Origin of the sequence: Emticicia fluvialis, from assembly GCF_024793945.1 — a bacterium.
In the GTDB taxonomy this organism is placed as follows: Bacteria; Bacteroidota; Bacteroidia; order Cytophagales; family Spirosomataceae; genus Emticicia; species Emticicia fluvialis.
The window spans coordinates 367675-388135 of the sequence record NZ_JANUSD010000002.1; the positions used below are offsets into that span (position 1 = coordinate 367675).

16 protein-coding genes are annotated in these 20461 nt (G+C 41.5%); 9 read left to right on the plus strand and 7 right to left on the minus strand.

Features of this window, described 5'->3' with window-relative positions; genetic code table 11:
• Nucleotides 1-56: 56 nt before the first annotated feature.
• The gene (locus tag NZ848_RS03575; RefSeq protein ID WP_253533911.1) at nucleotides 57-1010 is read left to right on the plus strand and encodes a hypothetical protein; all 954 of its coding nucleotides are present in this window, start codon (nucleotides 57-59) and stop codon (nucleotides 1008-1010) included.
• 187 nt (nucleotides 1011-1197) lie between these two features.
• On the opposite strand, the gene NZ848_RS03580 is transcribed toward NZ848_RS03575, so the two are convergent.
• A complete protein-coding gene (locus NZ848_RS03580) occupies nucleotides 1198-2616 on the minus strand; it encodes a S41 family peptidase (RefSeq protein ID WP_259014385.1) in 1419 nt (472 codons plus the stop codon).
• 102 nt (nucleotides 2617-2718) lie between these two features.
• Nucleotides 2719-3585, minus strand: a complete 867-nt coding sequence (locus NZ848_RS03585; protein WP_259014386.1) for a bestrophin family protein — start codon at nucleotides 3583-3585, stop codon at nucleotides 2719-2721.
• Nucleotides 3586-3779: 194 nt separating this feature from the next.
• On the opposite strand from NZ848_RS03585, the gene NZ848_RS03590 reads away from it, so the two are divergent.
• The 4 genes from NZ848_RS03590 (at nucleotide 3780) to NZ848_RS03605 (ending at nucleotide 9838) form a co-directional block, all read left to right on the plus strand.
• The gene (locus tag NZ848_RS03590) at nucleotides 3780-4292 is read left to right on the plus strand and encodes a SixA phosphatase family protein (protein ID WP_253533914.1); all 513 of its coding nucleotides are present in this window, start codon (nucleotides 3780-3782) and stop codon (nucleotides 4290-4292) included.
• A 510-nt stretch (nucleotides 4293-4802) separates the two neighbouring features.
• On the plus strand, nucleotides 4803-6854 hold the full coding sequence (locus NZ848_RS03595) for a prolyl oligopeptidase family serine peptidase (RefSeq protein ID WP_259014415.1): 2052 nt from the start codon (nucleotides 4803-4805) through the stop codon (nucleotides 6852-6854).
• A gap of 61 nt (nucleotides 6855-6915) precedes the next feature.
• Nucleotides 6916-8964, plus strand: a complete 2049-nt coding sequence (locus NZ848_RS03600; RefSeq protein ID WP_259014387.1) for a tetratricopeptide repeat protein — start codon at nucleotides 6916-6918, stop codon at nucleotides 8962-8964.
• A 4-nt stretch (nucleotides 8965-8968) separates the two neighbouring features.
• Complete coding sequence (locus NZ848_RS03605) at nucleotides 8969-9838, plus strand: class I SAM-dependent methyltransferase (protein WP_259014388.1); 870 nt, start codon at nucleotides 8969-8971, stop codon at nucleotides 9836-9838.
• Nucleotides 9839-9841: 3 nt separating this feature from the next.
• Here the strand turns inward: NZ848_RS03605 and NZ848_RS03610 are convergent, their stop codons facing one another.
• Genes NZ848_RS03610 through NZ848_RS03620 form a run of 3 tightly spaced genes read right to left on the minus strand, consistent with a single transcriptional unit; the run spans nucleotide 9842 to nucleotide 13108 of the window.
• Nucleotides 9842-10543: a glycosyltransferase family 2 protein gene (locus NZ848_RS03610; RefSeq protein WP_253533917.1), complete on the minus strand. Its 702-nt coding sequence runs from the start codon at nucleotides 10541-10543 to the stop codon at nucleotides 9842-9844.
• 37 nt (nucleotides 10544-10580) lie between these two features.
• Complete coding sequence (locus NZ848_RS03615; RefSeq protein ID WP_259014390.1) at nucleotides 10581-12203, minus strand: glycerol-3-phosphate dehydrogenase/oxidase; 1623 nt, start codon at nucleotides 12201-12203, stop codon at nucleotides 10581-10583.
• A gap of 38 nt (nucleotides 12204-12241) precedes the next feature.
• On the minus strand, nucleotides 12242-13108 hold the full coding sequence (locus NZ848_RS03620) for a geranylgeranylglycerol-phosphate geranylgeranyltransferase (protein ID WP_253533919.1): 867 nt from the start codon (nucleotides 13106-13108) through the stop codon (nucleotides 12242-12244).
• A 130-nt stretch (nucleotides 13109-13238) separates the two neighbouring features.
• Between NZ848_RS03620 and bshA the strand changes: the two genes are divergently transcribed.
• A complete protein-coding gene (gene bshA / locus NZ848_RS03625; protein WP_253533920.1) occupies nucleotides 13239-14390 on the plus strand; it encodes an N-acetyl-alpha-D-glucosaminyl L-malate synthase BshA in 1152 nt (383 codons plus the stop codon).
• Between the two features lie 68 nt (nucleotides 14391-14458).
• Here bshA and htpG read toward each other — a convergent pair whose 3' ends face one another.
• The gene (gene htpG, locus NZ848_RS03630) at nucleotides 14459-16267 is read right to left on the minus strand and encodes a molecular chaperone HtpG (RefSeq protein WP_259014391.1); all 1809 of its coding nucleotides are present in this window, start codon (nucleotides 16265-16267) and stop codon (nucleotides 14459-14461) included.
• 285 nt (nucleotides 16268-16552) lie between these two features.
• Here htpG and epsC point away from each other — a divergent pair, with 285 nt between their 5' ends.
• Both epsC and cysM read left to right on the plus strand, forming a co-directional pair.
• Complete coding sequence (gene epsC, locus NZ848_RS03635; RefSeq protein WP_253533922.1) at nucleotides 16553-17362, plus strand: serine O-acetyltransferase EpsC; 810 nt, start codon at nucleotides 16553-16555, stop codon at nucleotides 17360-17362.
• Nucleotides 17363-17418: 56 nt separating this feature from the next.
• Nucleotides 17419-18291 carry a cysteine synthase CysM gene (cysM, locus tag NZ848_RS03640; RefSeq protein ID WP_253533923.1) on the plus strand — a complete coding sequence of 291 codons (873 nt, stop codon included), beginning with the start codon at nucleotides 17419-17421 and terminating at the stop codon, nucleotides 18289-18291.
• 28 nt (nucleotides 18292-18319) lie between these two features.
• On the opposite strand, the gene NZ848_RS03645 is transcribed toward cysM, so the two are convergent.
• A complete protein-coding gene (locus NZ848_RS03645) occupies nucleotides 18320-18790 on the minus strand; it encodes a hypothetical protein (protein ID WP_259014392.1) in 471 nt (156 codons plus the stop codon).
• A 304-nt stretch (nucleotides 18791-19094) separates the two neighbouring features.
• On the opposite strand from NZ848_RS03645, the gene NZ848_RS03650 reads away from it, so the two are divergent.
• Entirely contained in the window at nucleotides 19095-20438 is a 1344-nt protein-coding gene (locus NZ848_RS03650) for an FAD-binding protein (protein WP_259014393.1), read from the plus strand.
• Nucleotides 20439-20461 lie beyond the last annotated feature (23 nt).

The following is a 20461-nucleotide window of genomic DNA, read 5'->3' on the forward strand; positions in this document are numbered from 1 at the left end:
GGCTAACTTTGTCGTTAGTAAGCCTAAATTGTTAAATACTAAATATTCAGATTTCTATGGAACAAAATCAAGAAAGAAGAAGTAACACGGCCTTGACTGCCGGACTTGTTTTAGCCTGTGCATTAGCGGCACTTTTTGGCTTCCTGTATTTCAATGCACGTCAGGACATTGACTCAAAAACTGTGAATATATCGCAGAAAACCAAAGAACTCCTCCTTACCAACTCTAAACTTGATTCAATTGCCGTACAGTTAGATGCAAAAATTGCTGAAGTGCAGTCGTTGGGTGGTCAGGTAGAGGATTTACAAGCCTTGAAAGTTCAGTTAGAGCAAGACAAGAAAAATTTAATAAACTCAAAAAACGTAAGTATTAAGCAATACGAATCTAAAATTAAAGACTATGAGGCTGCTCTTACCGAAAAAGATGCCGAAATAGCCAAACTGAGAGAAGAAAACTCAGTACTAACCACGCAAAACCAGACATTAGGCTCTGAAAACACTACACTGAAATCGGAAAACAGTAGCCTTAGAACAGATAAACAGGCATTGTCTGACTCGGTTTACAGCACAACTGTTAAAAACAGAGAATTAACAGAAAAGGTAACACTGGCAGCAGCCTTGAAGGCTATGAATGTAAGTGTAAATGCCATCAATTCAAGAGGAAGAGAACGTGACGGTGGCGCTTATAAAGCCAAAAGAGTAGACAAAGTAAGAATTTCGTTTAAATTGGCCGAAAACCCACTGACCAAAAAAGAAGATAAGGTAATATACCTGAGATTGCTTGACCCTAAAGGCAACGTTATATCTGACATGGCCACTGGCTCGGGCACGTTTACATTTGGTGGCAATGAGACCGTTTATACTTCTAAACAAACGGTTATGTATGATAACACAGGGCAGAATGTAGACTTCGTTTATTCTCGCGGTAGCGCTTACGAAAAAGGCAAATATACTGTAGAATTATACTCAGAAGGATTCAGCATTGGGCGTGGTACTTTTGATGTAAGATAACAATAAAGATATAAACAATTAACAATGAGTGCCTCTGGTAATAACCAGGGGCATTTTTTTGTGTGGTTTTTCACTGTCCTGAGGGTACAGCTGCGGTTAAATTGGCCTGAACAAAATCAACTTGGCCTATAAAAAAACAGGCGGTAGGAGAGAACCCACCGCCTGTTTCAAAAACAATACCTGAGGTTTATTTAGGCATTGTAATAAACATATCTTTTATGTTCTGGTATGGGTTTTCTGAAACGTTTACCTTCAAAGGTTCACCCATGTCGAGGATTGATTTTCTGGCATTAGGCGAGGCATCAGTTTTGGCAACCTGACCCGTAATTAACTCAATGGCTTTGCCAAGCAAAGGGTCAGACTCATCGCCCCAAACCTTAAACGGCGACAGGTCTTTTACTGAGTAGTCTGGTGTAAAACCATTTTTTGTACCATAATTAGATTCGCCTTTTGAGTTAAAGGTTTTCAAAACTATGGGTTGCATGCCCCATTTCCAGCGTTTGGGGTTTCTGTCATCCTGCAGGGTTACAGAGCCAACGTTTTTGCCATAGGTATGGTCTCCTATCAATACCACATCCATGTAAGGCCTCAGACCGTTGATTACCAGTTCGCTCGCAGATGCAGTACCGGTTGAGGTAAGCACAAACAGGCGGTTCAATGTGCCTAAATTGTTGGGTTCGTTTCTGAATTTTGAAGGCGTTGAATACAAAGGATACTTAGCGGTGACATTGGCATTCCACTGGTCATAATGAATTACGTTATCTGTGTTTAGGTTCTTCACAATCAGCGAAGACAACACATCGGCCGATGAAATGTAACCGCCTCCGTTTACCCTTAAATCAAGCACCAACTCATTTACGCCTTTGCTTTTAAACTCAGAAAATACCTGTCTCAGGTTAGCATCAAAAGAGCTGATAAACTGACGGTAAACCAGATAACCGATTTTTTTATTTCCTTTTTCAATTACTTTCCAGTAATGAACAGGGTTGTCTTGTATTTCAACTTTAGTTATCTGGGTGGTAGTAACACCGTTAGAAACAACTGCGCCATTGCTTATTGTTCCCAGTCCGAAAGAGGCCGTTTCAAGGTTTCTTAGCGCATCGTAATTGTTTTTATCCAGCTGGGTTCCGTTTACACTTAAAATAATATCTCCTCTTTTCAGTCCTGCTTTTTCTGCTGGGCTACCTTTCACCACATAATTGATAAAGAAACCTACGGTTGTCTGGGTATTATCAAGATAGTAAATGTAGTAACTCATACCAAAAACCTTGTTGATACCATTCAATGACGCTGTAAGTGCGTCTACGTCTTCCTGAATCCACGAAAACCTGTCAGTATTTGGGTAGTCGTTCAAAATAGTTTCAAAATACTTATCTGGTGTAAGCGTAAGGTTGGTAGCAGTTTTGGCTGGCATTTGGTCTGTCCACAGATAATAATATTTCATACTATCATAGATCCATTCATTAACTGTGTTATTGGTTTGGTCTGTTGAATTACCGTTGCTGCCCGTTGTAGAAGGCGTAGGGTTGTTTTCTACTTTACACGACCATACGCTTGCAGTAAGAAACAGACCCAGAATTAGAAATTTGGCAGGAGAAAACTTCATATAAATTATTATTTAGCGTTCTTTTGATATTGACGTATTTTACTAACGAATCGTTGCGGTTTTTGTTTTGAGCATAAAATTTTAATCTGCAAATGTGTAAGATTACAAAATCTCAGCCAGGTTGCCCTTGATGTTTTTCACGATGGAATCAAGCCCCAGGTCGTTGGCGTCTGTACCAAATGGCTCTTCAATTTCTTCTGCCATAATTTCTATGCCGGCAAATGCATAAAACACCAGGGTAACAATAGGTATTGACCAGAACTTGAACTCAAGCACTGCCGTAAATGGCATAGTGAACACGTAAATAAAGATAATTTTCTTGATAAAAATATTATAAGAAACCGGAATAGGCGTATTTTTAATTCGCTCGCAAGCTCCAAGGTTATCCGTAAAGGACGATAACTCATTGTTCAATGATAGTAATAGTTCGGCATTAAACACACCTTCGCTATGCAACTGGTAAATTTCTGTATAAATGGCCCGGGCTATACGGTTGGGTATGTGTTTAAAGTCTTTATAGTATTCTCTGTTGTATTTTTCTGTAAATTCCAGATGTTCAAGGTTTACCCGGCCCCTCAGGTGGTCTTTCACGGTATGTACATAGTTACCAATTAAAATTCTGAGTGTTTCTCTCGACGGATGTTTTTCCGGCAATAAGGTTGCCAGTTTTAGGGCAAAGTTTCTCGAGTTATTGGTAAAAGATCCCCATATTTTTCTCCCTTCCCACCAGCGGTCATAGGCAGTATTGGTTCTGAAAACCAGTAATAACGATAAAACGAAACCAACCAGAGAATGAATAGTAAGCGGATTTTTGATTGGCGTATAATGTAGAATGTTGTTTTCCAGATACGCAAAAGCGGCTGTATAGGCTGCCAGCCCCATCATTGCAGGCAGGAGTTTCCTGAAGGTATCGGCCTTATGGAAGTAAAAAATAAACTTCCACCAGTTGCGGGGGTTGTAATCTATCATAAAAATGCCTGTAACGTTTTATTTATATAAGGTACAAATATAATTTTTTGTGGATACTGTAAGTGCCTGCAAATAATGATTTTTATTATTTAATATTGCGACAAATGCGCCACATTATTTTTTATGAATTATTCAGAAAAAATTAATTTTTTTTCTGATAATGCTTGTATATTCGTGCCAAAACCATGGAAAATATGAAGAAACTGCTTTATTTGGTTCGACACGCCACTGCTGAAGAAGGAGGTAATACCCCGATGTTCCGGGATTTTGACCGTATCCTTACTTCACATGGTATCATCGAAGCCGCCCGTATGGGTAAGCATCTGGCAGAAAATAACATAAAAATTGAACTTCTGATAAGCAGTGAAGCTGACCGTTGTAAGTCTACAGCCAAGATTTTTGCCGAGCAACTACATGTAGATGCTGATGAAATTAAACTGGATGAGGCCATTTACGGCGGAGGCGCAAGGGCTTATCTGGCTGCTGTCAATAATTTAGACGAGAAAGTTAAATCGGTGGCTATATTCGGGCATAATCCAGATATTACATTTTTTGCCGAATACCTTACCCGTGCCGATATAGGCGGGTCTATGGAAAAGGCCGGCGTAGTAGCCATTGAATTTGAAGACGTAAATTGGAATGAGATTTCGAACAAAAGCGGCAGATTTTTGTTTTATTGGTCGCCGGGCACTATAGCCAAAGCTTAGTTTGATTTTTTAATGAATGAAATGAAAAATAATACTTCGGGTAATCGTAATCGCCTTATCTTCAGAATAATATTTCTAGTATTTCTGGCTGTTGTTTTATGGTTTTTATATGACCTCTCACGCCAGACAACTGCTCCCTGGAATAAGAAAAAACAAATTGAACGGGCTTTTTGATACCGGTTCATTATTGTTTATAAGGTGATTCTTTCTTAATTTGAATGTAAACCTGGTCATTCTCCAACTCTTTCTTACCAATGACCGGGATCATTTTTATGCCCTCTGCCCAGCAATTTTTAAAAAAGATTGTGAGCCCATTGCAACGCAATCATAAAATTTCAGGTCTTGCCAGAAAATGGCTGGCTTTTAAGGCTTTTTGTGTGTCCTGAATATGGCCTGAAGAATGGTAATTGGCAGAATATTCTTTACTTTGTAGTTTAAAAATCATCTCTTACTATGAATAAACCAAACCAGATACTAACCGCTATTTTTTTCATTTTTCCTTGTTTTGTAATGGCACAATTAAACTACCCGTTAACTCATACAGTTGACCAAAAAGATAATTATCACGGCACAATTGTAGAAGACCCTTACCGATGGCTGGAAGACGACCGGTCTGCTGAAACTGCTGAATGGGTAAAACAACAAAATCAATTAGCGTTCTCGTACCTTGAGAAGATACCCTATCGGGAGGGAATCAAGAAAAGATTAGAGAAAATCTATAATTATGCCAAGTATTCGGCACCCAGCCGTAAAGGCGAATGGTACTACTTTTATAAGAACGACGGGCTGCAGAATCAATCGGTTTTATACCGGCAAAAAGGATTAAACGGTGTGCCGGAAGTAGTGCTTGACCCCAACAGTTTATCAAAAGACGGCACAACCCGGCTGGCACAATTTACACTTTCTAAAGACGGCAGGTATGCAGCTTATGCTTTGTCTAAGGGTGGGTCAGACTGGCAGGATATCTTCATCATGGACGTTAGCAGCAAGCAGAATCTTGCCGATAGAGTAGAATGGGTAAAAGTGTCTGGCATTGCCTGGCAGGGTAATGGTTTTTACTACAGCAGGTACCCGAAACCGGACGGCAGCGCACTGGCTGCTAAAAATGAGAATCATCAGGTGTTTTATCATAAAATTGGCACAACCCAGGATGCCGATGAACTGGTATTTGAAGATAAGGCCAATCCGCAGCGTTTTCATACCGTAAGTACTACCGAAGATGAATTGTATGCAGTATTGTATGTAAGCGACAGAGGCAAAGGAAAAGACGGCAATGCGTTGTTTTATAAAGAATCCGGCTCAAAGTCGTTCAAACCGGTGGTGGCAGAGGTAACCGATTTCTCGTATAGCGTAATTGAAAACGTGGGTAAAACATTGCTGATACAAACGAATAAAGACGCCAAAAACGAAAAAATAGAGAGTTTTGATACCGCTAATGGCATCTGGAAATCGGTAGTGGCAGAAAAAGCAGAACCGCTGCAGTCGGCAAGTGTTGCAGGTGGAAAGCTGTTTCTTACCTACATGAAAGACGTAACCACCCGCGCTTATGTATGTGATGTAAAAGGTAAACTTGAAAACGAAATTAAATTGCCAGGGCTTGGAACTGCCTCCGGCTTTGGTGGCAATGCTGACGACAAAGAAGTGTTTTATACTTTTACTTCTTTCAATTATCCGTCAACTATTTTCAGTTATAATCTGGGCACCAGGCAAAGCGCTGTGTTCCGGGCGCCTGAAGTTGATTTTAAAGCCACTGATTTTGAAACCAAACAGGTATTTTATACCAGTAAAGATGGTACCCAAGTGCCAATGTTTATTGTTTATAAGAAGGGAATTAAACTGAACGGACAAAACCCTACGTTGCTGTATGGATACGGAGGCTTTAACATTAGTCTGAACCCCGCTTTTAGTCCGTTGCTAATTCCGTTTCTGGAACAGGGAGGCGTATATGCACAGGCTAACTTACGCGGCGGCAGTGAATATGGCGAAAAATGGCATGAGCAGGGCATGAAACTGAAAAAACAAAATGTATTTGATGATTTTATAGCCGCCGGTGAATACCTGATAGCACAGAAATATTGCGATAATGCCCGCCTGGCTTTAAGGGGTGGCTCAAACGGCGGGCTTCTGGTAGGGGCGGTAATTAACCAGAGACCCGAATTGGCCAAAGTTGCTATTCCGCAGGTAGGGGTGATGGACATGCTCCGTTTTCAGAAATTTACCATCGGCTGGAACTGGATTGCCGATTATGGTTCGTCTGACAACGCTGATGAGTTCAAGGTCTTATATGCTTACTCACCATTGCATAATATCAAGTCGGGTGTAAACTATCCGGCTACGCTCATTACCACTGCCGACCATGACGACCGCGTAGTACCTGCACACTCTTTTAAATATGCAGCCATGTTACAGGCAAAAGCAGGCAAAAGCACCACTAACCCGTTGTTAATCAGAATTGATACCAACTCGGGTCATGGGGCAAGCAATACAGCCAAAAATATTGAGCAAATGGCAGATATTTATGCTTTTATCTGGTGGAACATGCAGTCAGTCATTAAACTGTAAATCCATTGCAGCGGGGTGTTCAATCTTCCCGCTGCATGCCATAACTATTAAATTGTCTTAAATGAAAAGGTACTTTAACTTACCCTGGCATTATTTCGCTTTAGTTGTTTTGGTTACCTGTATTGTTTACAGCAATCATTTTTATAATGCATTTCATTTTGATGACTCCCACACGGTTGTTAATAACCTGTACATCAGAAGCCTCAAAAATATTTCGCTTTTTTTTAAAGATGCCACTACTTTCAGTACACTCCCGGCTAATCAGGCCTATCGTCCTGTTGTTACCACGTCTCTTGCCATAGATTACTGGCTGGGCAACGGCTATAATCTTTTCTATTTTCATTTGTTTACGTTTATTATATTTCTGGTTCAGGGCTGGCTGATGCTCCTGCTTTTTAAGAAGTTATTCGATGTTTCATTTCAAAGCGGTTATAATTATTTCATTGCTCTTGCTGCCGTAGCCTGGTATTTGCTGCACCCTGCTATGGCCGAGACGGTCAACTATGTGATAGCCCGCTCAGATACCCTGTCAACATTTTTTGTGGTGTTGGCTTTTGTGATGTATGCGCGTTCGGGGTTTTGCCGAAGAACTTTCCTTTATCTTATACCTGTTGCAATAGGTGCTTTAGCCAAACCTACGGCTGTTATGTTTGCGCCTATTTTGTTTTTTTATGTCATTTTGTTCGAAAAGAATCTTAGCCTGACAGATTTTTTCAGAGTAAAGCATTTCAGACAAATACTGAATGCCGTTGCCAGAACCCTACCTGCCTTTGTTGTTTGTGCTTTGCTATATGGGTGGATAGACAGATTGACACCTAAAACCTGGGAGGCCGGAGGCACCTCTGCATGGCATTACCTAATTACGCAGCCTTTTGTAATTGCTTATTATTTTAGTTCATTGTTTCTGCCTGTTCACCTGAATGCCGATACCGACTGGAAAGTATTAACCAGTATCTGGGATATCCGTTTTTTTGCAGGGATAGTATTTTTAGCTGTTATGCTGGTGCTGGCAATATGGTGTTCAAAAAATGCCAGAACAAGGCCAATCAGCTTTGGTATTATATGGTTTTTTCTGGCGCTGGTGCCATCTTCGAGTGTAATTCCGCTGGGTGAAGTAATGAACGACCACCGGATGTTTTTTCCTTTTGTGGGTTTGGTTATGAGCGTGGTTTGGGCAATGGCTTTATTTCTGATGCCTTATAAAAACTTTTTTAAAAAGCATGCCGTTGCTGCCATTGCAATTTTTGCAGTGGTGCTGCTATGCTATGGCGCTGGCACTTACCAGAGAAATAAAGTGTGGCATACTGAAGAAAGCCTGTGGTATGATGTGACCATTAAAAGCCCTGAAAATGCGCGTGGGCTGATGAACTACGGTATTTCTAAAATGGGCAAAAATGATTTTGAAACAGCTGAAAAATATTTCAACAAAGCCCTGGTTCTAACACCTGGTTATTATACCCTGCATATAAATATGGGGGTGCTAAAAGAAGCGCAGGGTGATAGCGCCATAGCTGAATCTTACTTTAAAAATGCCTTGCTTTTTAATAACAAAAATGCTGATTCATGGTATTATTATGCCAGGTTCCTGTTTAATCAGGGCCGATACCCGGAGGCCATTCAGGCTTTATTAAACACCACCAAAATTGCTCCCGGGTATATTCCTGCTTCTGAGTTACTTATGCGTATACATGACCGCCAGCAGCACTATGAAAAACTGCATGAACTTGCTGACGAAACTTTAAAGCGCGTGCCAGGTAATGCAGAGGCATTGGTTTTTAAAGCCTCATCAGCCAGACACCAAAGCAGGCTTAGCTATGAAATGGAGCGCATCAGGTTAGACCCAAGCCCCGAAAAATACCTGAGTTTAAGCTTTAATTATTATTTGGCCGGAGAATTACGGCAGAGTATAAAAATAGCAACAGAGGCTATAAAACTGAGGCCAGATTACCCCGAGGCTTATAATAATATAGGTTCGGCCTATAATGTATTAAAAGAATATGACAAGGCCATCCCTTATTTGCAAAAGGCAGTTGATTTAAGTCCCAATTTTGAACTGGCAAAAAATAACCTGAAAATGGCCGAAATTAAAAAGAATGAAATAAACCGGTAAATAGATGAACCAGGCTACATGCATTGTGTGTGGAAATAAGCAGGATTTAAAATTTGAATTGAGACATAACGTATACCATTGCAGTGTATGTGATTTGTATTCGTCTGATGCCGATTTTGATTTATCGTTCAGGTCTAGTCTTGAAGAGGATAACCGTGAGATAGGCTTGAAGCAACTACGATTACATAACTTTCAACTGATTATAAAAGAGCTGAAAGATAATTACTTTAAAAACGAGGCAGCTATTAGCGGACTTGAAATTGGCAGCGGCAATGGCTGGTGGCTGGAAGTTTGCAAAGCCAATGGCATTGATTGTATGGGCATTGAACCGGAAACCAAGTTTACAACCTACTACCAGCAAAACAACCTGAAAGTTGTGCATGGTTTTTATCCTGATGTAGCTAAAGATTCATCGGCAGGCTATGATTTTATCATATTTAACGACGTTTTTGAGCATATTACTGATTTAGAAAGCCTGTTGCTGAGCATTAAGAAAGACCTGAAAAAAGACGGAGTTCTGATTGTCAATATCCCAATGAGTAACGGGTTCTTTTATCGGGTTGCCAAAGCGCTTTATTATCTGAAAGTAGAATCATACCTGGAGCGCCTGTGGCAGTTTAGTTTTCATAGCCCGCATATCAATTATTTTAACCCCGTAAATCTGACCGCTTATTTCGACAAATATGGCTTCAGGCTGCTTCAGGATTTCAGACTGGAAACTTTAGATTTTTCGAGCATTAAAGAACGCATTTTGGCAGATAATCAGATAAGCAAGGCAAAAGCATTTGCAATCAGTAATGCGCTTATGTTATTGAAACCTGTTATTAAAAATACTGAAGCTGATATCAGGGTTTTCTTTTTTCGCCAGTTGTAATGGCTATTTTCTTATATAAGCAAAAAACATAGCCAGCGTAACTTTAATCATGTAGTAAATACTTGAAAGTGACCGAATAGAAGACTGGCCACCTTGTCTGTTTTTCATTACCACTGGTATTTCTTCAATATGTAGCCCGGCTTTGGCAAACATAACCAATGATTCAGGCTCAGGGTATTCGTCTGGATAATTCCCGGCGGCAAATGCTATGGCTTGTTTATCAAACAACCGGAAACCGGAGGTAATATCTACAATGCGCTTACCAGTTAGCAATAGGTTGAGCCTGTAAAAATAGGTGATTCCACTCCTTCTTAGTGCAGACGACTGAAAGCCCTGTTTTAATAAGAATCTGGAGCCTATTACAATATTTGCCCGGGTTTGTTCCTGATGTTTAAGCAGTTTAGGTAACTCTGCTGCGGGGTGCTGCCCATCGCCGTCCATCTGCACTGCCAGTTCGTAGCCATTTCTATTGGCATACTTATAACCCGTTTGTACCGCACCGCCAATGCCCAGATTAACAGGCAGATTTAAAATTTTAACATCAAATTGCCTGGCAACGCTCAGTGTGTTATCGGTTGAGCAGTCATTTACCACAGCTATATTAATTTCATAAGGCAATTGTAAATGTGTCAGCTCTGTTAGCAGTTGCGCAATTGAGGCCTCCTCATTATAGCAGGGAATGATTACTAACAGCTTTTTTTTCATTGAGTGGCTAAAACTTGGTTTGCAATGAGGTTTGCTATCAGGTAGTGATGCCGGCATGCTGCATAAAACCGCTTAATAACTGGCGATAATTATTTACCTCGGCCTGCTTTTGAAGCTCCGTCCATCCCATTGGTTCTGCCATCAGGTCGGCAACAACAGGGGTTAGGTAATAGGTGGTTTTCCAGTCGAGCAGTTCCAGCCTTGTTCTTCTCGCAAAGAAATCGCGCAGGGTGCAAGCCATTTCTGCCTGCACGGCATACAATACCTCTGCCTTAATAAACGGATAATCGGGGTGGATTCTTTCTTTGGGAGCATATTTTAAAACTTCTGCAGCCAGTGTACCGTATTTTTTAACCAGATGCTGGCAGATGTCTTCGGCAAGGCCATGTACCTTCTGTATGCTTTGCCAGTACTCAAATTCATATTTCTCTCCACCCACCAGATAGTGCTGGTCGGTAGAACATGGTATGTCGGTTTCCAGAAGCTGGCAGGCATCATCTATGGTATCCTTGGCCATTAGTCGGTAGGTCGTCCATTTACCACCAAGCAGGCTCAGCAGGTTAGACGTTGCATCGTGTTCTACTTCGTGGTCACGCACCAGTTTTTTTGTGGCTTTAGAGCCTGATGAAGCTATCAGCGGGCGTAATCCGCCAAAACCTGATTTAATGGCTGAACGATCGGGTACTTTAGCCAGATATGGCTCCAGGGTTTCAAGCAGAAAATCAACCTCACGGCTTATCAGAATGGGTTCGTTGTCAATATCACGGTATTCATCATCGGTTGTTCCTACCATTACATCGCCTTCAAACGGAATCACAAACACCACACGGCCATCTTTGGTTTTGGGTATCAGCATGGCATCTTTGCTTTTCAGTACATCAGCCGGCAGCATTATGTGTACTCCTTTGCTTGGGCGCAGTCGTTTTTCAACGGCAGGGTTCGCCAAAAGCCTGATACTGTCTGCAAACGGGCCTGTGCAGTTAATAAACAGCTTAGATTGAATACTGAATGTTGTATCAGTCAATGTGTCCTTAACAACTGCCGACCTTAATTTACCAGTGGCGTCCTTTCCGAAGCTAATTACCTCGGCGTGGTTCACAATGGCAGCACCCTGTAAGTCGGCGCTGTGAGCCAATGCCAGGCAATATCTGGCGTCATCCAGTTGTCCGTCATAATACATAACAGAACTATGCAGCCGTGGGGTAAGGGTGGGCATTCGCTCGAACGTTTCTTTTTTACTTAGCCATTTGGCTTTAGGAAGCGTATCATTCTTTGCAAAAAAACCGTATAGGGTTAAACCAATAGTAAAATACATACCTTCCAGCCAGCTGAAAACGGGGGTAATCAAAGCCAGCGGATGAGCCAGATGCGGTGCATTTTTTATAACTATATGGCGCTCTTCCAATCCGTGGCGCACCTGCCTTAACTGTCCGAAATCCAGATTCTTAAAAGCCTGCTCTAAATACCTTACGCCGCCGTGTATCAGTTTGGTAGACTTGGAGGAGGTCTCAGCGGCAAAATCGTTCTTTTCTATCAATGCTACTTTAAAGCCCCTCAGAGCCGCATCGAGGGCACAACCGGCGCCACTGGCACCACCGCCAATAATACAGATGTCAAACTCTTCGTTTTTAATGCGTTCAATATTTTTTTTTCTGTCCATAAGTGTTCTGTTGTATCAAGTCTGGGCTGCTTCTGTTGTCAGACAAATATCATACTGGCTATGCCGCCCATCATAATAATTTTGCAAATTCTGCTTAGCAGTGTAAAATCTTTCTTGCGGTCGGCCCAGTAGAGTTTATTTATCAACCAGGTGAAAACAATGATTGACCCGCTGAAAATCATAATCAGGTATTGATTATGAAGGCTATATGCCATAAAAAACAGAATAGACACAAAGCCTACAATAAATATATAAAGCAGTATTTTGGTGCGTCTGATACCCCATATAATAGGCAGGGTACGGCATCCGTAGCGGGCGTCTCCCCTGATGTCTTCCATGTCTTTGATTATTTCACGAATTAAAGAAATAGAAAAAGCAAACAGTGCGTAGATGTTAACCAGCATTTCGTTTTGCTTGTAATAAACCGCCAATACTATGAGCGAGAAAGCAGTGAGAAATGCCACCAGAAAATTGCCGATAAAAGCCTGCCGTTTGAATCTCTCTGAATAAAACCAGAGTGCCGAAACCGCAAAAACGTTAATCAGGAAAACTTTTAAGCCTAAAAAAAGACCGATGGCTATGCCTATGAAATTAAGTATCTGATGGCTGAGGATAGCCCGGCGCCGTCTAATGATTTTACCGATTATTACCTCACGAGGTTTGTTTACCAGGTCTATTTTAATATCAAAATAATCGTTAATAATGTATCCGGCTGCTGCAATGCAAACAGTAGCAAAAACCAGCAGAAAGTGCTTCAATTCAAAAATGTAGCTCTGCCAGTCTGCTTTTGGCCCAACTAAAAAAATTCTGGCCATATATTGTGTAAGCACAATAATAAGCAGGTTGTTTAAACGAACCAGTCGGAAAAAAGCGGCTATAGTTTTCAGAAGCTCAGATTTGTTCATTTTCTCAAAAATACTAAAATAGTTTGAAAGAACTTCTATACTTTCGAAAATCACAAATACTTAATACGCGTATTTGGGATTTTTTTTGAAAAAAATTGTTGTACTAAAAAAACGGATTTAAACCGCATCTATGAAAATCGGAATTGTTTGTTATCCTACCTTTGGGGGCAGTGGTGTTGTTGCCACAGAACTAGGCAAAGCGCTTGCAAAAAATGGTCATCAGGTACACTTTATTACTTATACGCAGCCAGCCAGACTGGATTTCTTCAATGAGAATATTTTTTACCACGAAGTAAACATTGCCAGTTACCCGCTCTTCCAGTATCCGCCTTATGAGTCGGCCCTGGCCGGAAAAATGGTTGACGTTGTGAAATACGAAAAACTGGATATTCTGCATGTGCATTATGCAATTCCGCATGCTACCTCGGCTTTTCTGGCCAAGCAGATTTTAAAATGCCAGGGTATAAATGTGCCGGTTATCACCACCCTGCATGGTACTGATATTACCATTGTAGGTAAAGACGCCACACTGGCGCCGGTGGTTACTTTCAGCATTAATGAGTCGGACGGTGTTACGACGGTTTCAGCCGACCTGCAAAAGGAGACATACAGCACTTTCCGTGTCAGAAAAGAAATTGAGGTGATTCCGAATTTTGTAGATTTGGAGCGATTCAAGAAACAGAAAAAAGAGCATTTTAAACGCATTATTTGCCCGAACGACGAAAAACTGTTGGTCCATACCTCTAATTTCAGAAGAGTAAAGCGGATTGACGATATAATAAAAGTTTTTGCCAGGCTAAAAGTGCTTACCCCATGCAAGCTGGTGCTGGTGGGTGATGGCCCCGAACGTGCTGCTATGGAACAATTGAGCCGCGATCTGGGGCTGGGTGAAGACGTTCGTTTTGTGGGTAAGCTTGATGCCATTGAAGAGGTGCTGTCTGTAGCCGATTTATTTCTGATGCCCTCTGAAAAAGAGAGCTTTGGCTTAGCCGCCTTAGAAGCAATGGCTTGCGAAGTGCCTGTTATATCTACCAACACTGGTGGTTTGCCTGAGCTGAATGTGCATGGTGTAACCGGGTTTTTGAGCAATGTAGGTGATATTGAAGACATGGTGCGCAATGCTTTGTTTATTCTGCAAGACGAAAACCTGCCTCGTTTCAAGGCCAATGCACTGGCACATGCGCAGGAATTTGACATCTCGAACATTGTACCCAAGTATGAAAATTACTACCATAAAATATTAAAGGAAACAAAAGAACAGGAAACAAAGGAACTAGTATAATAGATAGCGAAATAAAAAATGCCTCACAGGAAGTTTCCCATGAGGCATTTTTTATATACAAAGTAATTTTAAAGCGCTGAAACAGTTCTTTCAACAAATCTGGTTAAATCACTGCCAGACAACATACCTTGTGCCAGTAGCGCCAGGTCATACAATTGTTTAGCCAATTGTTTTTTGCCTTCTTCATCTTGTGTTTTCAGCAATTTATCGATCAGGTTATGGTTGGTATTTACAACCACATTTACACCCATAGGCATCATGCCAAACATATCGTTCTGGCCGCTCACGCGTGACATATCTTTCCAGCGACGCATAAACTCAGGTTGAATAATAGTTACTGGCATTTCGTCGGTTGGAAGAGACTCTAACTGAACCGTATTAGTGCCAACTATACCCTTAAACAATTCTTCTACCTGTTTTTTCTCGTCTTCATTTAATACGCTTTCTACGTTAAGGCCTTTATCTATCAGTTTTTCAATGCTGTCAGAGTCTACTCGTTTAAAAGTTACTTTTTCAAGTTTCGATTCCAGCGTATTGATAAAGTGTGCGTCAAGCGGTGAGTCTAGTATTAAAACATCATACCCGCGTTTTTTGGCCGAGGCAATAAATGCGTCCTGCTGGTTGGCATCATTTGCATATAAAAATACTGCTTTGCCATCTTTATCGCTTTGGTTAGCCTGTACTTTTTCGCGGTATTCATCTAAAGTAAAATACTGGTTGTCGGCATTTTTCAGAAGTGTAAACTCTTTGGCTCTGTCATAGAATTTATCGTCTGAAATGATACCGTATTTAACAAATATACCCACGCTTTCCCATTTCTCTTCAAAGCCCTGGCGGTCATTTCGGAACAGCTCCTGCAGTTTATCGGCTACTTTTTTGGTAATGTGCGAGTTGATTTTCTTTACGTTGCCATCGGCCTGTAAATAACTGCGCGATACGTTCAGCGGGATGTCCGGTGAGTCAATAACGCCATGAAGCATTTGCAGGAATTCAGGCACTACGTCTTTTACATCATCAGTAATAAATACCTGGCGGCTGTATAACTGCACTTTCTCACGGTTTAACTGAAAGTCTTTCTTGATTTTTGGGAAGTATAACACCCCTGTCAGGTTGAACGGATAGTCTACATTTAAATGAATCCAGAAAAGAGGGTCTTCACTGAAAGGGTACAGCTCTTTATAGAAATTTTTATAGTCTTCTTCAGTTAATTCAGAAGGTGATTTTGTCCAGATCGGATTCGGGTTATTTACAACCTTACCGTCAAACTCAATTTCAACTGGCAGGAACTTGGCATATTTTTCAAGAATCTGGCTGATTCTGTGATTCTCAAGAAACTCTTCCGAATCTTGTGCCACGTGTAAAATAATGTCAGTACCACGCTCGGCTTTATCGGCTTCGGTAATTTCAAATTCAGTGCTGCCGTCGCAAATCCAACGGGCTGCAGGCTCATCTCTGAAAGACCTGGTGATAATCTCTACGTTTTGAGCCACCATGAACGCCGAGTAAAAACCTAAACCAAACTGACCGATAATCTGGTTGGTATCCTGAGTATCTTTGTATTTTTCTAAAAACTCCTTAGCGCCTGAGAACGCAATCTGGTTAATGTATTTCTTGATTTCCTCAGCGCTCATTCCAATACCCTTGTCGGAGATTGTAATGGTTTTGGCTTCTTTGTCTATTGATACCGTTACTTTCAATTCGCCTAATTCACCGTCGAACTCACCCATTGAGGCTAGTTTTTTCAGCTTTTGTGTAGCGTCAACAGCATTAGAAACCAACTCACGCAAGAAAATCTCGTGGTCGGAGTAAAGAAACTTTTTGATGATGGGAAAAATGTTTTCGGTGTTAATCGAAATCGTACCTTTTTCAGCTACCATAATTATCTATAATTTTTAGTTGTTTTTAAACCAATGTTGTGTCAATAACAATTAGTATTCCAACCGTCAATAAACGTGGCGTAGTCTGCCATATTGGCAGAAAACTGCCTTTTTATGTGCAGGCTACCGTAGTCAGAAAGTTATATTTCATCGTATTATCAAAAAAAACCTATTTTTACTTTCAAGCTTTTTTTGCCAATTTCGTTAGTATCAGGAACAGCAGCCATAATTTGGGTGTTATGCAGATACTCATAAATCTATCAATCAGGTTTTTAACCCTTGTATATGAACAAGTTTTTCCTTCAACATATATTTGACAAGCACCGCAATACTGAACCGGTAGCGCCAACCAAAGATATTGCCGCCTGGGCCTTACGGATAATCCGGCTGCTTTTTCCTGAGCAAACCAAAGAGTATTTCAGGTCGGAAGAAGAAATTGAAATACAATTTAAAAATCTTGAACTAGAACTGCGGAACATTCTGCTGTCAACGTATCAATGCAAAGATTGCAACCCTGAATGGAGGGCTCAGCAGTTTTTTGAGAGTATTCCGCAGATATACGAAACCCTCAAAACCGATATTCAGGCTATTCTGGAAGGAGACCCGGCTGCTAAAAGCGAGTTTGAAGTAGTGCGTGCCTATCCGGGCTTTTATGCTATTTCTTTTTATAGGCTGGCGCATCAGTTGTATTTATTGGACATACCTCTGTTGCCGCGAATACTGACAGAATATGCGCACTCGAAGACCGGGATTGATATTCACCCGGGTGCCCGGATTGATGCGCATTTCTTTATAGACCACGGTACTGGTGTGGTTATAGGCGAAACAAGTATTATTGGCAAGCATGTAAAGTTGTATCAGGGTGTTACTTTGGGCGCATTGAGTGTCGATAAATCAATGATTAACACCAAGCGGCACCCTACCGTTGAAGACCACGTGGTTATTTACTCAGGGGCCACTATTCTGGGCGGAAGCACCGTTATAGGCAAACATTCAATTATAGGCGGTAACGTATGGCTTACCAAAACTGTGCCTGCTTACTCAACCGTGTATCATAAACCTGAAATAAGGGTAGTAGAACGCGAAACAGTTTAAGTATAGCTACATTAAAATCAATAAGTACAACATACCTGCACACTAAAGTTTTTAAAATGGCAAGCATTATAGACCTGGTAGGGAATACCCCATTAGTAGAATTAAAAAAACTGAACCCTAACCCAAATGTAAAGATTTACGGCAAGCTTGAGGGTAACAACCCGGCAGGTAGCGTAAAAGACAGGCCTGCTTTAAACATGATTAGAAGTGCAGTAGAAAGAGGCGATATTAAACCGGGTATGAAACTCATTGAAGCTACCAGCGGTAATACCGGAATTGCGTTGGCCATGATAGCCCGGTTGTATGACCTGGAGATTGAATTGGTGATGCCGTCTAATTCTACCCGTGAGCGAACCTTGACCATGGAGGCCTTTGGCGCCAAAGTAATTTTGCTTGAAAACATAGAAAAATGCCGCGACTACGCCGAGAGCCAGGCTGCTACGGGGCAGTATCTGATGCTGAATCAGTTTGCAAACCCAGACAATTATCTGGCGCATTACAAAACCACCGGGCCGGAGATTTGGCGCGACACCGAGCAGACAATCACCCATTTTGTGAGTTCTATGGGTACTACGGGTACTATAATGGGTACTTCAATGTTCTTGAAAGAAGTAAACCCCGATATTCAGATTGTGGGCTGCCAGCCTACAGAAAACTCTTCGATACCGGGTATCAGAAGATGGCCGGAGGCGTATCTGCCCAAGATATTTGACCCTAAACGTGTTGACAGAGTCATGGATATATCAGAAGCCGAAGCAACTGATATGGCCCGAAAACTAGCCAAAACCGAAGGGATTTTTGCAGGCATGAGTAGTGGCGGCGCAGCCTCAGCGGCCATAAAGCTGGCTAATGAACTGGATAACGGCACGATTGTATTTATTTGTTGCGACAGAGGCGACCGCTACCTAAGCAGTGATTTGTTTGGATGATATTTACAGGGGTTTAACAACCCCTTTTTTATTGACAGGCTTTTTTAGTAAGCGTTTGGCCAATTCTGGCTTTGGTTGGGTCTTTCATTACCAGTTTGCCATTTTTCTCCTCCAGTTCTCCGCTTTTTATCAGTAGTTTGTCGCCATCAATAACAAAAATTTTCTCTTCCAACTGGTTTACGCCTTCAATCATGTAGTCGTAGTCAGCAATTATTTCGTTGCCATTTTTCTGGCCTTTCAGGGTGCCTCTGGCTCGGTCTTTTTCCCAGGGTAGCCATTCCATGTTTCCGTTTACGCTATTGCCATCAATAATCAGCCTCACGGTTGTTACGTCTTTTCCAACTATTTCTTCAAAACATAAGGTATCTGCCATAGGCCTGGCAATAGTTACGCTATCAGGGTAAGCAATAGAACTATCGGCCAATTGATTGTCTGAGTTTTCTGACCGGCAACCAAACATGGATATGATAACACTGCAGTAGACGATGGACTTTCTCATAAAACGAGTAATTGTAAGTGAGGACTAAACAAATGTACTGATTATTTGATATTTACATAGAAATATGCAAGGTTCTTTACTGAAATTTAATAAAAAGAATGCCTGCTGTTTATGGTTGCGAGTTACGGTGGCCATGAACCGGTGGCCTGGCTTATTGGTGTGTATAAAAATTGATAATTAAATCATTAGGGCGGGGGTATTATTGTATTAATTATCAGCGGTTTTTGTTTGTATTTGCAGCGCAATTAGGTAACTTTCACCTAAAGACGGTAAAGCTTATTCAGCCGGTACAATACCCTTTTTTATGAACAAAAGAACCTTTCTGAAAACCTCTTCGGCTCTGGTAGCAGGTAGTGTTATTACGCAATTAAGTGCCTGCCAGGACGCCGACGCCAGAACTAACTGGGCAGGTAATTTAGCTTACAGCACCGATAACCTGCACAACCCCGATACTATAAAAGAAGTGCAGAAAGTTGTAAATACCCAAAAGTACCTGAGAGTTTTGGGGTCGAGGCATTCTTTTAATGCGATTGCTGATAGTGACGAAAATCAGGTGTCTTCTGCAGGGCTGAACAAAATACTGGCTTTAGATAAGGCAGATGCAACCGTAACCGTTGAGGGCGGAATTAAATATGGCGACTTGTGTAAATACCTTGATGACAACGGGTTTGCTTTATTTAACCTGGCCTCGTTGCCACATATTTCGGTAGCAGGTGCCTGTGCAACGGCAACACATGGATCTGGTTTGAATAACGGTAACCTGGCTACGTCTGTTACAGGTATAGAATTTATTGACGGACGTGGAAATGTAGTTAATCTTTCAAAAGAAACAGATGAGGCTTTTAATGGCGCCATTGTAAATTTAGGGGCATTGGGGGTAGTAACCAAACTTACATTGCAATTGCAGCCTTCTTTCAGCATGAAACAATTGGTTTACAAAAACCTGCCTATGGCCGTGCTGGAAAATAACTTTGAGGCCATTATGGCGAGCGGATACAGCGTTAGCCTTTTTACCGACTGGCGCAACAAAAACATTAATCAGGTATGGATTAAAAGCCGCTGCGAAGCACATGAGGATGTAAAAATTGAACCCGAATTTTATGGTGCCAGGGCATCTGTAAAAAATATACACCCTCTGGAAGACCTTTCTGCTGAAAATTGTACTGAACAAATGGGGGTAAAGGGCCCCTGGTATGAGCGCATGCCTCATTTCAGAATGGGTTTTACACCCAGCAGCGGAAAAGAACTGCAGGCCGAATACTTTGTACCTCTAGAGCATGGTTATGAGGCCATGATGGCGATTGAAAAACTGCATGAGCAATTAACCCCGCACTTGTTTATTTCTGAGATTCGTACCATGGCTGCTGACAATTTGTGGCTAAGCCCGGGTTATAATCAGGCTTGTGCTATTTTCCATTTTACCTGGAAACAGGAAATAGAGGCCGTTATGGGTCTTTTACCCTTAATAGAGCAACAACTGGCACCTTTTAATGCAAGGCCGCACTGGGGCAAATTGTTTACTTTATCTCCTGAAGTCTTACAATCGCGCATTGCCAGGCTGGCAGACTTTAAAAAACTGATGGCACATTATGACCCGGATGGGAAATTCAGAAATGAGTTTATAAACAAGAACCTGTTTGGGGCCTGATTTACCCAATTTGCCGGCAGGTA

Bases quoted from the DNA above. Each gene is read 5' to 3' on its own strand.
- NZ848_RS03575 (WP_253533911.1), top strand. From the start codon at position 57: ATGGAACAAAATCAAGAAAGAAGAAGTAACACGGCCTTGACTGCCGGA.
- NZ848_RS03580 (WP_259014385.1), bottom strand. From the start codon at position 2,616: ATGAAGTTTTCTCCTGCCAAATTTCTAATTCTGGGTCTGTTTCTTACT.
- NZ848_RS03585 (WP_259014386.1), bottom strand. From the start codon at position 3,585: ATGATAGATTACAACCCCCGCAACTGGTGGAAGTTTATTTTTTACTTC.
- NZ848_RS03590 (WP_253533914.1), top strand. From the start codon at position 3,780: ATGAAGAAACTGCTTTATTTGGTTCGACACGCCACTGCTGAAGAAGGA.
- NZ848_RS03595 (WP_259014415.1), top strand. From the start codon at position 4,803: ATGGCACAATTAAACTACCCGTTAACTCATACAGTTGACCAAAAAGAT.
- NZ848_RS03600 (WP_259014387.1), top strand. From the start codon at position 6,916: ATGAAAAGGTACTTTAACTTACCCTGGCATTATTTCGCTTTAGTTGTT.
- NZ848_RS03605 (WP_259014388.1), top strand. From the start codon at position 8,969: ATGAACCAGGCTACATGCATTGTGTGTGGAAATAAGCAGGATTTAAAA.
- NZ848_RS03610 (WP_253533917.1), bottom strand. From the start codon at position 10,543: ATGAAAAAAAAGCTGTTAGTAATCATTCCCTGCTATAATGAGGAGGCC.
- NZ848_RS03615 (WP_259014390.1), bottom strand. From the start codon at position 12,203: ATGGACAGAAAAAAAAATATTGAACGCATTAAAAACGAAGAGTTTGAC.
- NZ848_RS03620 (WP_253533919.1), bottom strand. From the start codon at position 13,108: ATGAACAAATCTGAGCTTCTGAAAACTATAGCCGCTTTTTTCCGACTG.
- bshA (WP_253533920.1), top strand. From the start codon at position 13,239: ATGAAAATCGGAATTGTTTGTTATCCTACCTTTGGGGGCAGTGGTGTT.
- htpG (WP_259014391.1), bottom strand. From the start codon at position 16,267: ATGGTAGCTGAAAAAGGTACGATTTCGATTAACACCGAAAACATTTTT.
- epsC (WP_253533922.1), top strand. From the start codon at position 16,553: ATGAACAAGTTTTTCCTTCAACATATATTTGACAAGCACCGCAATACT.
- cysM (WP_253533923.1), top strand. From the start codon at position 17,419: ATGGCAAGCATTATAGACCTGGTAGGGAATACCCCATTAGTAGAATTA.
- NZ848_RS03645 (WP_259014392.1), bottom strand. From the start codon at position 18,790: ATGAGAAAGTCCATCGTCTACTGCAGTGTTATCATATCCATGTTTGGT.
- NZ848_RS03650 (WP_259014393.1), top strand. From the start codon at position 19,095: ATGAACAAAAGAACCTTTCTGAAAACCTCTTCGGCTCTGGTAGCAGGT.